We start from the raw sequence: 14377 nt of genomic DNA on the forward strand, positions 1-14377 counted from the left end.
AATTGCTTTTAAACCGTACCTTTGTAAAAAATTAGAATAAGATGACAAATAACGATATCTTTAAAAAACTTCGTGTAGCATTAATGTTACGTGACGATCAAATAGTTGAAATATTAGAATTAGTAGATTTTAGAATCACAAAATCTGAATTGGGTGCTTTTTTCCGTGATGAAAAACATGAAAATTATATGGAATGTGGCGACCAAGTGTTGCGTAATTTCCTAAATGCATTGGTAATACACTTGCGTGGTACGAAAGAAAACCCAAAAAATCCTAATGATGTTTTAGCCAAACATAAAGCCCAAATTCCAGTGAAAGAAGGTGCTGGTGAAAGAACAGAATTTAAAGCTAAGCCAAGAGACGAAGAACGATCAAGAGGTGATGAAAGTCCTTCAAAATCTAAACCTGCGGCAAAGAAACCGTTCAAAAAACAATTTTCAAAAGGAACTCCAAAAGTTCAAGTGGTTGAAAAAGTTAAATTTAATTTCGGCAAGAATAAAAATTCATAACTGTGAAAACGGCATTGATTATTGGCAGCACCGGTTTAATAGGTTCAGAATTGCTGAATTTACTTTTAGAAAGTGCTGAATATGCAAGCGTTGTAACCTTTGTAAAAAGAGATGCAGGAGTAAAGCATCCAAAATTAACACAACACATCATCGATTTTGACAAGCCGGAAACCTACAAAGAATTAGTTATAGGCGATGATTTCTTTTGCACGATTGGCACCACAATCAAAAAAGCGGGAAGTAAAGAAGCGTTTAGAAAAGTAGATTTTGAATATCCGCGTCAGTTTGCTGCTTTTGCATTGCAAAATAAAGTCCCACAGTATTTGATTATTTCCTCGCTTGGTGCTGATGCAAAATCAGGAAATTTCTATTTGAAAACCAAAGGTGAAATTCAAGATTTCCTTAAAGATTGTAATTTTGAAAGTGTTGCTGTATTGCAGCCTTCCCTTCTTTTAGGAAACCGAACAGAATTTAGATTTGGAGAAAAAGTAGGTGCATTTGTCATGAAATTAGTATCATTTGCATTCGTTGGAAAACTAAAAAAATACAAAGCCATACACGGAAATACTGTTGCGAAAGCACTTTATCATTTAGCGCAAAAGAGTACAAAAGGTTTTCATATTTACGAATCGGATGTGATTCAAGAAATAGGAAATTAATTTATAACTAAATCCTGAATGAGAGTTCAGGATTTTTTTAAACAAAATCAAATACTATGAAATACCTTTCCTATTGGCTAGTTGTACTTTTTGGAATAAATCTTTCTGCTCAAACTAAAAAAGTTGCCGATCCCGCTTACTTTTTTGATGGAAAATTGGTTTCGCAACAAACCATTGCTTACATCGAACCCGAACTTATTGCAACCGTTAATGTCATCAAAAGAGATACAGTAATAAACAATCTTCGTTTTGAAGGTCAACTTTTTATTCAATCCAAAAATCCAAAACAGTTTGACTTCATAACTTTAGAACAAATAAAAAATGAATATACCAAAGTCAAAACCAAAAGTGTGGGATACGCAATCAATGGTGAAATAATTAAAGACGGCATCGAAACACTACAGTTAAATCGCAATTACATACTAGAAGTCATTACAACCAACACCACGGCATTTTACAATTTAAGTTCTGGAGAAATTCAGTCTGACATCATACATATTCTCGGCAAAACTGCAAAAAATATCAAGGATAAAAAGGAGCAAGTTTTAAAAAATGCTCCAAAAAAAGAATAAAACCAAAAGTAAAAGCTTTTAGTTTGCGGTTTACGAACTACAGCTTAACATACTACACCCTACTTTATCTCTAGCCCAATCTGGTCTTTTGGCAAACCATTTTTGGAAATTTGGTTGTTCATCATACGGCTTTTTTAGCATTTCATATAATTCATTTATCAAACCGTAATCTCCTTTATCAGCATCATCAATACACAATTGCGCCATATAATTTCGCAATACATATTTAGGATTAACTAAATTCATCTGCTCTTTTCTTTCAGCATCTAAAAGCGTTTCTTCATTGATTCGAATGGTGTACTTCTCCAACCAATCGTGCCAATCTTTCATTATCGTTCCCTTCAAATCGTTTTCATTGTAAAAAGCCTCTTTTATGGAATTGAAAGCGGTTGTTGTGGCATCAGCTTTAGTAATATTACTTAGATTTCTAAAGAAAATGGTCATGTCCGTTTCTACATTTTCAAGTAGTTGAGTCAAACTCTGAATCAAAATAATATCTTGCTCCTTTTTGATTTGGAAACCTAGTTTATTTTTCATCATATTTAAATACTCCTTTTCGTAATCCGTACTAAAAGCATCTAAAATAGTTTCCAGCGGTTTAGCCTCTTGTATTAATGGATACAATGCATTCGCCAATTGGTATAAATTCCAAAGTGCAATTTCAGGTTGATTGCCAAAACGGTATCTTTTGTGCTGCCTATCGGTTGTATTAGGTGTCCAGCCGGAATTATAATCTTCTAGCCAGCCGTATGGACCGTAATCAATTGTTATACCGTGAATGGACATATTATCAGTATTCATAACTCCGTGAACAAAACCAACGCGTTGCCATTCAACAATCATCTTGAGCGTGGTTTGAGTGACTTCTTCAAAAAAGGCTACATATTTTTGGCTGCCTTCTTCATGAATATTAGGAAAGTGGTGTTTGATAGTAAAATCCGCCAATAATTTTAAGTTTTCATGATCCTCACGTGCGGCAAAAATCTCAAAACTCCCAAAACGGATAAAAGAAGGAGCTACTCTAGCAACGATAGCGCCTTTTTCATAAGCAGGATTTCCATTGTATAAAACATCTCGTAAAACGGGATCACCAGACAACATTAGCGAAAGCGAACGTGTAGTGGGAACTCCTAAATAATGCATAGCCTCAGCACATAAATATTCTCTGATGGAAGAACGTAAAACCGCAAACCCATCCGCATTCCTAGAATATGGAGTAGGTCCAGCACCTTTTAGTTGTAATGTAAACGATTCATTATTATGCAGCACTTCTGTTAGGTTTATAGCGCGACCATCACCCAATTGTCCTGCCCAATTCCCAAACTGGTGGCCAGCATAACATAATGCATAAGGTTTAGTTTCTGGATAAATTGTAGTACCTGAAAACATATTTAAAAATGCTGTTGATGCAATATCTTCTTCTTTAAGTCCAATAGTATTGGCCACTTCTACAGAAGCGTGAATCAATTCAGGATTACTAGGTTTTACTGGCGCTACATACGAGAAGCACGCTTGTTCAACTTGCCTTGGAATATTTTCAAGACTAGGATCAGCCGGTAATTCGGTAGCAAAGTTATTTTTTATATGAAGTTTCATGGTATTGAATTTAAAAAGACAAAGGTAATTGATACTTAGTGTACCGTTTTTAGTTTCCAACAATATTATGATTTGTTTACTAATGAACAATTATTTAGCAAAAAAAAACCTGTTTGCCATAGCAAACAGGTTTGTAATATATAACAATTTTCTAATTAAGAAAGTGCCGCTTGTACTTGATCTGCAGCTTCTTGAAATTCAACAGCAGATAAAATTGGCATTCCTGAATTATCAATTAATTCTTTTGCAATAGCTGCATTGGTACCTTGTAAACGAACAATGATTGGCACTTTAATAGCATCACCCATATTTTTGTAAGCGTCAACAACACCTTGCGCCACACGGTCACAACGAACAATTCCACCAAAAATATTAATCAAAATAGCTTTTACGTTTGGATCTTTTAAGATAATACGGAAAGCAGTTTCAACACGTTTTGCATCAGCAGTTCCACCTACGTCAAGGAAGTTAGCAGGCTCAAAACCAGCATACTTGATTAAATCCATAGTTGCCATCGCTAAACCAGCTCCGTTTACCATACATCCTACTGTACCGTCAAGATCTACATAGTTTAAACCTACTTCTTTTGCTTCAACTTCGATTGGGTTTTCCTCACGAATGTCGCGCATGTCAGCATATTTCTTTTGTCTGTATAAAGCATTATCATCGATATTTACTTTAGCATCTACAGCCATAATTTTATTGTCAGATGTTTTTAAAACCGGGTTGATTTCAAACATCGAAGCATCAGATCCAATATATGCGTTGTATAAAGAATCGATGAACTTCACCATTTCTTTAAAAGCATTTCCAGAAAGACCTAAGTTAAAAGCAATTCTTCTTGCTTGAAAACCTTGTAACCCAACAGAAGGATCAACTTCTTCAGTAAAAATTAAATGAGGAGTGTGTTCAGCAACTTCTTCAATATCCATTCCACCTTCAGTAGAATACATAATCATGTTACGACCTGTAGCTCTATTTAATAAAACAGAAACATAAAACTCAGAAGTTTCACTTTCACCAGGATAATACACATCTTCAGCAATTAAAACTTTGTGTACTTTTTTACCTTCAGCAGAAGTTTGAGGAGTTATCAATTGCATTCCAATGATTTGCTCTGAAATCTCTTCTACTTGTTGTAAATTTTTGGCAAGTTTAACTCCACCACCTTTTCCACGTCCACCTGCATGAACTTGGGCTTTTACAACATACCAACTTGTACCAGTTTCGGTAGTTAATTGTTTTGCAGCTGCAACAGCTTCTACTGGGCTATTAGCAACGATTCCGCGTTGAATGCGAACTCCGTAACTAGCTAAAATCTCTTTTCCTTGATATTCGTGTATGTTCATAATATAGAATTTGTCTGGATTCTGAATTTATTTCAGAATAAAAGTGGCACAAAAATAGGAAAATTAAACTTAACTGTTATTTTTTTTTTAAATTAAATAGCGTCTAAAAATAGAAATTTTAAACCCATCAAAAACTGAGAGAGAAATAAAAAAAATATAAAAATTATTCACTAATTTGTTATAAATATTCAATAAAAACCATTGGTAAACCATTTCCTCCAAAATTTCTAGCTATAGGCCTAAAATTGTATTTTGTTTTTGTCGAAATAACAAATCAGAAGTACTTAAATCTTATTATTGTGATTTATTTAACCTTTTTCTATTAGAACCGTAAAAACAAAGCGATTTTAACTTTATAGCCTATTATATATTACTAAATCTTTAATTTTGTAAAAAAATATTAAGCATGAAAGTTATAGAACAAGGCCTTTATTTACCCGAATTTGAGCACGACAATTGCGGAGCAGGATTCATTTGTAATTTGAATGGAATTAAATCAAATGATATTATACACAAAGCACTGGATATTCTAATCAAATTAGAACACCGTGGCGCTGTAAGTTCAGATGGCAGAACTGGAGATGGAGCTGGAATATTATTTGACATCCCTCATGATTTCTTTAAGAAAGTATGTGATTTTGAAATTCCAGAGGCTAGACAATATGCTGTAGGAATGGTTTTTATGCCTAAAAGCCCTAACCAAATAGCTTTTTGTAAAACAACTTTTGAAACATCAATACGGGATCAAAATTTAGAAATTTTAGGATGGAGAGATGTACCTGTAGATGTTACTAATTTAGGTCAGATCGCTGCAGAAAAAGAACCAACAGTAAAGCAAGTGTTTGTTGGTAAAAACAGATTAGATCTTACAGAACAACAATTTAACGCAAAAATGTTTGCGGCAAGAAAAATTGCGGAACACTCTATCAGAAATTCACGAATTTCAGAAAGCTACAGATTCTATTTTTCAAGTTTTTCCACAACAACTATTATATATAAAGGGTTGTTGATGCCAGAAGACATTAGCAGATACTATACTGATTTGTTAGACGATGACTTGGTAACCCGATTAGCTTTGGTTCACCAACGTTTTTCTACCAATACATTTCCTTCTTGGGAACTAGCTCAACCTTTCCGCTATATGTGTCATAACGGGGAAATCAATACACTTCGTGGCAATATTAGCCGCATGCGTGCTCGTGAAGAACTAATGAAAAGTGACGTTTTTGGTGATGATATCAAAAAATTATTTCCAATTATTTTAGAAGGGAAATCAGATTCGGCTTCCATGGATATGGTAATTGAACTGTTATTAATGACAGGTCGCTCCTTACCCGAAGCCATGATGATGGTCGTTCCTGAAGCTTGGGAAAAACACCAAACGATGTCAGCCGATAAAAAAGCCTTTTACGAATATAATGCTTGTATTATGGAACCTTGGGATGGTCCAGCTTCTATTCCTTTTACAGATGGTAACGTTATTGGTGCTTTATTGGATAGAAATGGATTGCGTCCTTCTCGTTATACATTGACTAAAAGTGGTTTCGTAATTATGTCATCAGAGATTGGTGTTCTTGACATCAAACCTGAAGATGTTATTCAACATGGTCGCTTAGAACCAGGCAAAATGTTTTTGGTTGACATGAACGAAGGTCGTATCATAGAAGATGATGAGATTAAAAATGCGATTGTAACCAAACGTCCTTACAAACAATGGTTGGATGAAAATTTATTGCAATTAGCACAAATACCTTATACTGACAATCCAATCCCTACAGAAAATATTGATTTCGAAACGAGACAACGTTTGTTTGGATACACGATAGAGGATTTAAAAACAATTATAAACCCAATGGGAGCTGAAGGTGCAGAAGCATTAAGTTCTATGGGTAACGATACACCGCTTGCTGTTTTATCAGATCAGCCACAGCTTTTATACAACTATTTCAAGCAATTATTTGCACAGGTTACTAATCCACCATTGGATGGTATTCGTGAAGAAATTATTACTGATATCAGTTTAGCAATTGGAGGAGATTATAATATTTTTGACATTGTTCCAAAGCATTGTAAAAAATTAAAAATACAAAATCCAGTAATTTCAAATGAGGATTTAGATAAAATAAGAAATATTGATCATGCTGATTTCAAATCAGTCACTATTTCTACATTATATGACATCGAAAAAGGAGTAAACGGACTAGAACGAGCACTTGAAAGAGCAGTTCAAGCCACTTTTAAAGCAGTCTCAGAAGGTTGCAACATTGTGATTCTTTCAGATAGAGGAGTAAGCGAAAAAATGGCTCCAATACCAATGTTATTAGCTTGTTCTTATATTCATCATTCGCTTAACATTTTAAAAGTTCGTTCTAAATTTGGAATTATAATCGAATCCGCAGAGCCACGAGAACCACATCATTTTGCCCTATTATTTGGTTATGGTGCCAGCGCAATCAATCCTTACATGGTGAATGAAATTATTCATAACCAAGTTAACCAAGGTTTTATCACTGGTGTAAAAGCGGATTATGCCATCAAAAATTATAATAAAGCTATCGCAAAAGGGATTCTGAAAATCATGAATAAAATTGGTATCTCTACTTTACATTCGTACAGAGCGGCACAGATTTTTGAAATTTTAGGATTAAATAAAACATTCACTTCTAAATATTTTCCTTACACACCTTCTAGAATCGAAGGAATTGGTTTAATGGAAGTCGAAAAAGAAATCAAGAAAAGATACCAAAAAGCATTTCCAAATTCAAAAGTCAGTAATTTATTGCCTTTAGAAATTGGAGGAATTTACAGATGGAGAAGATCGGGAGAAAAACACATGTTTAATCCAACGACTATTTCTAAACTCCAACAAGCAGTTCGTTTAAATAGTCCTGAAAGCTACAAAGAATACTCAAAAATGGTCAATGATCAAAGTGAAAACTTGATGACCATAAGAGGATTATTTGAATTCAATAACTTAGATCCCATTTCTATTGACGAAGTGGAACCTTGGACTGAGATTGTTAAAAAATTCAAAACTGGCGCCATGTCTTACGGATCTATCAGCCAAGAAGCACATGAAAACCTAGCGATTGCCATGAATAGAATTGGAGGGAAAAGTAATTCTGGAGAAGGTGGAGAAGATCCAAAACGTTTCCAAAAAGACTTAAATGGAGATTCTAGAAATAGTGCTATCAAGCAAGTTGCTTCAGGAAGATTTGGGGTTTCAATCAACTATTTGACAAACGCCAAAGAGATACAAATAAAAATGGCTCAAGGTGCAAAACCTGGAGAAGGTGGTCAATTACCCGGTGAAAAAGTTGTGCCTTGGATTGCTGAAGTTAGAAATTCAACACCTTATGTTGGATTAATTTCACCTCCACCACACCACGATATTTATTCTATTGAGGATTTATCACAGTTAATTTTTGATTTGAAAAATGCCAATCGTGAGGCAAGGATTAACGTAAAATTAGTTTCGGAAGTGGGTGTTGGAACAATTGCTGCCGGTGTTGCTAAAGCAAAAGCCGATGTAATTTTGATTTCAGGATACGACGGAGGAACTGGAGCTGCACCGTTAACTTCACTGCAACACACCGGTATTCCATGGGAACTTGGACTTGCCGAAGCACAACAAACCTTAATCTTAAATGATTTAAGAAGTCGCGTAGTTTTGGAATGTGATGGACAATTGAAAACTGGTCGTGATGTCGCTATTGCTGCATTACTTGGAGCTGAGGAATTTGGTTTTGCAACCGCTCCTTTAGTAGCATCTGGTTGTATCATGATGAGAGCATGTCACTTGAATACGTGTCCAGTAGGTATTGCAACACAAGATCCTGAATTGAGAAAAAATTTCAAAGGAACGCCGGAACACATCATCAACTTCATGTATTTTATTGCTGAGGAGTTAAGAGAAATCATGGCACAACTTGGGTTTAGAACCTTAAAAGAAATGGTAGGACAATCTCAAAAATTGAATGTCAATAAAGCCATCAAGCATTATAAAGCAAGTGGATTAGATTTATCTACAATCTTATATAAGCCAGAAAAAGCTAAAGAAGTTCCTAACCATAATACAACTACACAAGACCATGCTTTAGACCATGTACTTGATTTTGAAATTATAAAAGCGGCTATTCCATCTATTTATAGAAAAGAAAAAACAAGAGTTACATTTGATATCAAAAATACAGATCGTTCCGTTGGCGCTATATTGAGTAATGAAATTTCAAAAATATATGGTGCACAAGGTTTACCCGAAGATACTATATTAGTCGATTTTACAGGTTCTGCAGGTCAAAGTTTTGGTGCTTTTGCAACGAATGGTTTATCCTTCAAAATCCATGGAAACTGTAATGATTATTTAGGTAAAGGGCTTTCCGGAGGTAAACTGATTATCAAAGTACCTCCTACTGCTACTTTCAAACCAGAAGAAAATATCATCATTGGTAACGTTGCACTTTATGGAGCAATCACAGGTGAAGCATATATAAATGGTATGGCCGGAGAACGTTTTTGTGTGAGAAATTCTGGTGCAACAGCAGTTGTAGAAGGAATTGGTGATCATGGATGTGAATACATGACTGGAGGAACCGTGGTAGTTTTAGGAAAAACAGGAAGAAATTTCGCAGCTGGAATGAGTGGTGGTATTGCTTATGTTTTTGATCCAAACAAAAAATTCGATGCTACCTTATGTAATATGGAAATGGTTGCTTTTGAAGAATTGGAAGATGATGACTTTACCAAACTGAGACGTTTGATAAAAAATCATTCAATGTATACCAATAGTCCTTTGGCAAAAAGGATTTTAGAAGATTGGGAAAACCAACGCAACCATTTTATCAAAGTAATGCCTACTGATTACAAAAAAGCATTGCAAAGATTAGCAGAAGAAAAAAAAATTGAAGAACTAATAGCACTATAGTCATGGGAAAGATAGGAGGATTTAAAGAATATACTAGAACCGACGAAAGTAATATTGCCGTTCTAGAAAGAGTATCGAATTATAATGAATTTACAATTCCGTTAACCAAAGATAAAATCAAAGAACAAGGATCCAGATGCATGGATTGTGGGATTCCTTTTTGCCACAGTGCCTGCCCATTAGGAAATTTGATTCCAGATTTTAATGATATGGTACATCAGGAAGAATGGGAAAGTGCATTGAAAATATTACAATCAACCAATAACTTTCCAGAATTTACAGGCCGTTTATGCCCCGCTCCATGTGAAAAATCATGTGTTTTAGGAATTATTAGCGAGCCAGTAGCTATCGAAAATATTGAAAAAAACATTATAGAAAGAGGATTTGCTGAAGGTTGGATTAAACCACAACCACCAGAGATTAGAACAGGAAAAACTGTAGCTGTTATAGGTTCCGGACCTGCTGGTTTAGCAGCTGCACAACAATTAAATCGTGCAGGACATACCGTTACTGTTTTTGAAAGAGACAATGCCATTGGTGGACTATTACGTTACGGAATTCCAAATTTCAAACTAGAAAAAGGAATTATCGACAGACGTGTTGCTGTTTTAGAAGCTGAAGGAATTACTTTTAAAACTGATATAAATGTTGGTGTAAACTATAGTGTTGAAGAATTGAACGCTTTTGATTCTATCGTATTATGTGGTGGCGCAACCGAAAGAAGAAGTTTACCTACTAAAGGAATAGAGAGTAAAGGAGTTGTTCAAGCAATGACTTTCTTGACACAACAAACGAAATCTTTATATGGTGAGGTAGTTCCTGACCAAATAATGGCCACTGGTAAAGATGTAATCGTCATTGGTGGTGGAGATACTGGTTCTGATTGTGTGGGAACCTCAAACAGACATGGAGCCAAATCGGTTACTAATTTTGAGATTTTACCAAAACCACCAGTTGGAAGAAGTGAAACTACTCCTTGGCCATTTTGGCCATTGCAATTAAAAACTTCCTCTTCACATGAAGAAGGCTGTAATAGAAACTGGTTAATCAACACTAAAGAATTCATTTCTAATGAAAGTGGCCAACTTGTAGGTTTAAAAACTGTTGAAGTAGCTTGGAAAATGACACCGGGACAAAGACCTGAATTGATAGAAAAAGAAGGTTCAGAAAAAATATGGCCTTGTGATTTAGCCTTATTGGCACTCGGATTTACAGGTCCTGAAAAAACATTAAGCGATAAATTAGGTTTAGAAATTGATATGAGAAGCAATTATAAAGCGACAAATTATCAAACGAATGTTCCTCATATATTTACTGCTGGGGACATGCGACGAGGACAATCATTAATTGTTTGGGCAATATCTGAAGGGCGTGAAGCTGCTAGAGAAATCGATAAATACTTAATGGGTTATACCAATTTGCCAACTAAAGGAAATGGCGATTTACCCAACTTATAGTTTTAAATAACATTTTATAACCCTTGATAGAAAAAAATGTCAAGGGTTATTTTTTTTTTATAAAATTCCAAACAAATGTTTAATTTATAACTTTTTGTTATAATTTGTTAGAATTCGTTCATTAACTTGTGGGACTAAATAAAGAGTAATAAATTTGCTCAAAATTAATAATCATGCAATCGAAAGACTTAGTACAACTAGCAGAAAAATTTGGCAGTCCATTATACGTTTATGATGCCGAAAAAATACAATCTCAATACAATAGATTAACAAAAGCTTTTTCAAAGGTAGAAAAGTTGCGCGTCAATTATGCAATGAAGGCTTTGTCGAATATTGCTATACTTCAGTTATTAAAAGAAATGGGATCAGGATTAGATACTGTTTCTATTCAAGAAGTATTATTGGGACTTCATGCTGGCTATGACCCAGAAAAAATATTTTATACTCCAAATGGTGTTTCTCTTGAAGAAATTGAAGAAGTTTCAGCCATGGGAGTTCAAATAAATATTGATAACTTATCCATATTAGAGCAATTTGGAACAAAATATCCAAACGTTCCTGTATGTATCAGAATTAATCCACATGTTATGGCAGGTGGGAATGCAAATATATCTGTAGGTCATATCGACAGTAAATTTGGTATTTCGGTACACCAATTACCTCATTTAGTTCGAATTGTTGAAAATACAAAAATGAATATTGTGGGGATTCACATGCACACTGGTTCAGATATTTTGGATATAGAAGTATTTTTATATGCTGCTGAAATATTATTCGATGCTGCCAGAAACTTCAAAAACCTTGAATTCCTCGACTTCGGAAGTGGATTTAAGGTACCTTACAAAAAAGACGATATCGAAACTGACATTGAAGAATTAGGTAAAAAATTATCAAAAAGATTCAATGCATTTTGTATCGAATACGGAAAAGAATTAACCTTGATATTTGAACCAGGTAAATTTTTAGTAAGTGAAGCTGGTTTCTTTTTAGCTAAAGTTAATGTTGTTAAACAAACTACTTCGACTGTATTTGCAGGAATAGATAGTGGTTTTAATCATTTGATTAGACCAATGTTTTATGGTTCACAACATCAGATCGAAAATATATCTCATCCAAAAGGTAAAGAGCGCTTCTACTCCATAGTAGGATATATTTGCGAAACGGATACTTTTGCTAATAACAGAAAAATTGCAGAAATAAAAGAAGGTGATATTTTATCATTCAGAAATGCAGGAGCCTATTGTTTCTCTATGGCTTCAAACTATAACTCCAGATACAAACCTGCCGAAGTATTATGGATGAATGGAGAAGGACATTTAATTAGAGCTCATGAAACCTTCGAAGATTTATTAAAAAATCAAATACCGTTACCTGTAGCAATGGCAACAGTATAAAACAAATCCCGTTTCAGTTAAAATGAAACGGGATTCTTTTTTGCTCTCTAGCATCAACTTTATTCTTTATCTAGAATACTTTCAAGAACTTCTGATTCCGTACCGTTTGGAAAAGGAATTTTCAACATTTGGGAAAGTGTAGGAGCAATTTGTGTTATATGTTTTTTAGAATATTCTTCACCTTTAGGGACATTCCATCCATAAAAAAGCAGTGGCACATGTGTATCATAACTATTAGGAGAACCGTGGGTAGTCCCTGTAGCTTGATACTCCAAATAACCAGTTTTATCAAGAACAACCAATTCTCCATTTTGTTTAGGATCATAACCTTTAGCTATAAAATTTAAGTAATAATCATTTCCAGCGGATGATAATATTTCATCTTCTGTATACACTCGTTTCACTTGTTCCTGAGTCATTAAGAAGTCCTTAAAACTTTGTTTTACTTTCGAGAGGTCTAAGCTTTTATCTTTAATAATATTTTTGTCGAAGTATATATTAAAATTTGAATAATCTAAAACTAAATTCACTCCATAAGTATCAATAGAATGTTTATTAAGTGCCCCAACAATATCCTTTGTAGAAATATTTTTAACATTGTATTTATTGTCTTTCAAATAATTAGGATTCTCAGCTCCTGCATGATCAGCTGTTAAAAACAATAGATAATTGTCTTTACCGACAGTTTTGTCTAAATAATTTAAAAATTGAGCTATAGTCTCGTCTAAGCGTAAATACGTATCCTGTAACTCAATAGAGCGAGGTCCAAAAGTATGTCCAATATAATCTGTTGAAGAAAAGCTGACGGCTAAGAAATCAGTAGTATCATCTTTTCCTAGCTGTTCTTTCTCAATAGTTTTCATAGCTAAATCTGCTAGTAAATCATTACCAAAAGGTGTAGTTCTAAGAACATCAGCACCTTTTTCTTTATACATTTTATTTAAATCGTAAGGAAAAACTGGTGGGTTAGCTTTATCCAATTTACCTTCATAAGCATTATCATCAGCTAAGCTTTCGTTATATGCAGATAAAGGTTTAAGTAAACTCCAACCTTTATTGATGTAGTTTAAATATCGCTTTTCATTATTAAAGTCTGTTAACCAATCAGGTAAAGAAGTACCGTAAAAAGTACTTGAAATGAAGGCACCTGTTTTACTATACCAAAATGCCCAATTAGCAAAATGACCTGCTGGTAGTATAGCGCCTCTATCTTTAATACTTAATCCTATTACTTTTCCTTTAAAATTAGTTGCCATACGCAGCTCATCAGTAATGGTAGTACTTAATAAATTTTTTGGAGACATCGCACCTTCTTTATCGGTACCATCACCAAGAGTAGTTACAGAAAGATCGTCTGTACAATATAAATCTTTTCCAGTAGATTTATTATACCAATCATTTCCAATTATACCGTGTGTTGATGGTGTTGCGCCCGTATAAATACTTGCATGACCTGGAGCAGTATAAGTGGGCATGTAATTGTAATGCATATTGTGGAATGTATATCCATTACTTATCAATCTATTAAAACCATTTGGAGAAAAATCATCTGAAAAACGATATAAATATTCCATTTTCATTTGATCAACAACAATTCCAACTACTAATTTAGGCCTTTGTTGCGCTTGTAAATTCATGGTCAAAAGCAGCGAGAAAAACAAAACAAATTTTTTCATAGTAACAATTTAATTTTTAACCAAAAATACGGTTAAATTTTCATTCAAAGCCATATCATAACTGACAGTGATTACAAATTAACTAAATCTTAAAGAACAAAAAATTAAAAACAAAAAAATCCTCATCAAATGAATGATGAGGATTCTTCAAAGAAAGGCGACGACATACTCTCCCACATAACTGCAGTACCATCTGCGCAGGCGGGCTTAACTACTCTGTTCGGGATGGGAAGAGGTGAGC

9 protein-coding genes and 1 rRNA gene are annotated in these 14377 nt (G+C 34.3%); 6 read left to right on the forward strand and 4 right to left on the reverse strand.

Annotated features, from left to right (window positions below; translation table 11 throughout):
• The first annotated feature begins 41 nt into the window (after positions 1–41).
• The 3 genes from DFR66_RS03425 to DFR66_RS03435 are packed head-to-tail and all read left to right on the forward strand — an operon-like array spanning position 42 to position 1740.
• Entirely contained in the window at positions 42–509 is a 468-nt protein-coding gene (locus DFR66_RS03425; RefSeq protein WP_114753432.1) for a DUF1456 family protein, read from the forward strand.
• Positions 510–511: 2 nt separating this feature from the next.
• Positions 512–1168: a Rossmann-fold NAD(P)-binding domain-containing protein gene (locus DFR66_RS03430; RefSeq protein ID WP_114753433.1), complete on the forward strand. Its 657-nt coding sequence runs from the start codon at positions 512–514 to the stop codon at positions 1166–1168.
• A gap of 56 nt (positions 1169–1224) precedes the next feature.
• Positions 1225–1740 carry a hypothetical protein gene (locus tag DFR66_RS03435; protein ID WP_114753434.1) on the forward strand — a complete coding sequence of 172 codons (516 nt, stop codon included), beginning with the start codon at positions 1225–1227 and terminating at the stop codon, positions 1738–1740.
• Between the two features lie 30 nt (positions 1741–1770).
• On the opposite strand, the gene DFR66_RS03440 is transcribed toward DFR66_RS03435, so the two are convergent.
• Together DFR66_RS03440 and sucC are read right to left on the reverse strand one after the other, a co-directional pair.
• Positions 1771–3336, reverse strand: a complete 1566-nt coding sequence (locus DFR66_RS03440; protein ID WP_114753435.1) for a protein adenylyltransferase SelO — start codon at positions 3334–3336, stop codon at positions 1771–1773.
• A 155-nt stretch (positions 3337–3491) separates the two neighbouring features.
• Positions 3492–4685, reverse strand: a complete 1194-nt coding sequence (gene sucC / locus DFR66_RS03445; protein ID WP_114753436.1) for an ADP-forming succinate--CoA ligase subunit beta — start codon at positions 4683–4685, stop codon at positions 3492–3494.
• Between the two features lie 406 nt (positions 4686–5091).
• On the opposite strand from sucC, the gene gltB reads away from it, so the two are divergent.
• The 3 genes from gltB to lysA all read left to right on the forward strand — a co-directional run bounded on the left by gltB (position 5092) and on the right by lysA (position 12460).
• A complete protein-coding gene (gltB, locus tag DFR66_RS03450) occupies positions 5092–9609 on the forward strand; it encodes a glutamate synthase large subunit (protein ID WP_114753437.1) in 4518 nt (1505 codons plus the stop codon).
• A 2-nt stretch (positions 9610–9611) separates the two neighbouring features.
• Complete coding sequence (locus DFR66_RS03455; RefSeq protein ID WP_114753438.1) at positions 9612–11066, forward strand: glutamate synthase subunit beta; 1455 nt, start codon at positions 9612–9614, stop codon at positions 11064–11066.
• A gap of 173 nt (positions 11067–11239) precedes the next feature.
• Complete coding sequence (lysA, locus tag DFR66_RS03460) at positions 11240–12460, forward strand: diaminopimelate decarboxylase (RefSeq protein ID WP_114753439.1); 1221 nt, start codon at positions 11240–11242, stop codon at positions 12458–12460.
• A gap of 59 nt (positions 12461–12519) precedes the next feature.
• Here lysA and pafA read toward each other — a convergent pair whose 3' ends face one another.
• Both pafA and rrf read right to left on the reverse strand, forming a co-directional pair.
• On the reverse strand, positions 12520–14136 hold the full coding sequence (gene pafA / locus DFR66_RS03465) for an alkaline phosphatase PafA (RefSeq protein ID WP_114753440.1): 1617 nt from the start codon (positions 14134–14136) through the stop codon (positions 12520–12522).
• A gap of 152 nt (positions 14137–14288) precedes the next feature.
• Positions 14289–14377: ribosomal RNA gene (gene rrf / locus DFR66_RS03470) — 5S ribosomal RNA — on the reverse strand; the annotation flags it as partial.

Origin of the sequence: Flavobacterium glaciei, from assembly GCF_003350545.1 — a bacterium.
Taxonomy (GTDB): domain Bacteria; phylum Bacteroidota; class Bacteroidia; order Flavobacteriales; family Flavobacteriaceae; genus Flavobacterium; species Flavobacterium glaciei.

Excerpts from the sequence above, each read along its gene's own strand:
- DFR66_RS03425 (WP_114753432.1), top strand. The coding sequence starts at position 42 with ATGACAAATAACGATATCTTTAAAAAACTTCGTGTAGCATTAATGTTA.
- DFR66_RS03435 (WP_114753434.1), top strand. The coding sequence starts at position 1,225 with ATGAAATACCTTTCCTATTGGCTAGTTGTACTTTTTGGAATAAATCTT.
- DFR66_RS03440 (WP_114753435.1), bottom strand. The coding sequence starts at position 3,336 with ATGAAACTTCATATAAAAAATAACTTTGCTACCGAATTACCGGCTGAT.
- sucC (WP_114753436.1), bottom strand. The coding sequence starts at position 4,685 with ATGAACATACACGAATATCAAGGAAAAGAGATTTTAGCTAGTTACGGA.
- gltB (WP_114753437.1), top strand. The coding sequence starts at position 5,092 with ATGAAAGTTATAGAACAAGGCCTTTATTTACCCGAATTTGAGCACGAC.
- DFR66_RS03455 (WP_114753438.1), top strand. The coding sequence starts at position 9,612 with ATGGGAAAGATAGGAGGATTTAAAGAATATACTAGAACCGACGAAAGT.
- lysA (WP_114753439.1), top strand. The coding sequence starts at position 11,240 with ATGCAATCGAAAGACTTAGTACAACTAGCAGAAAAATTTGGCAGTCCA.
- pafA (WP_114753440.1), bottom strand. The coding sequence starts at position 14,136 with ATGAAAAAATTTGTTTTGTTTTTCTCGCTGCTTTTGACCATGAATTTA.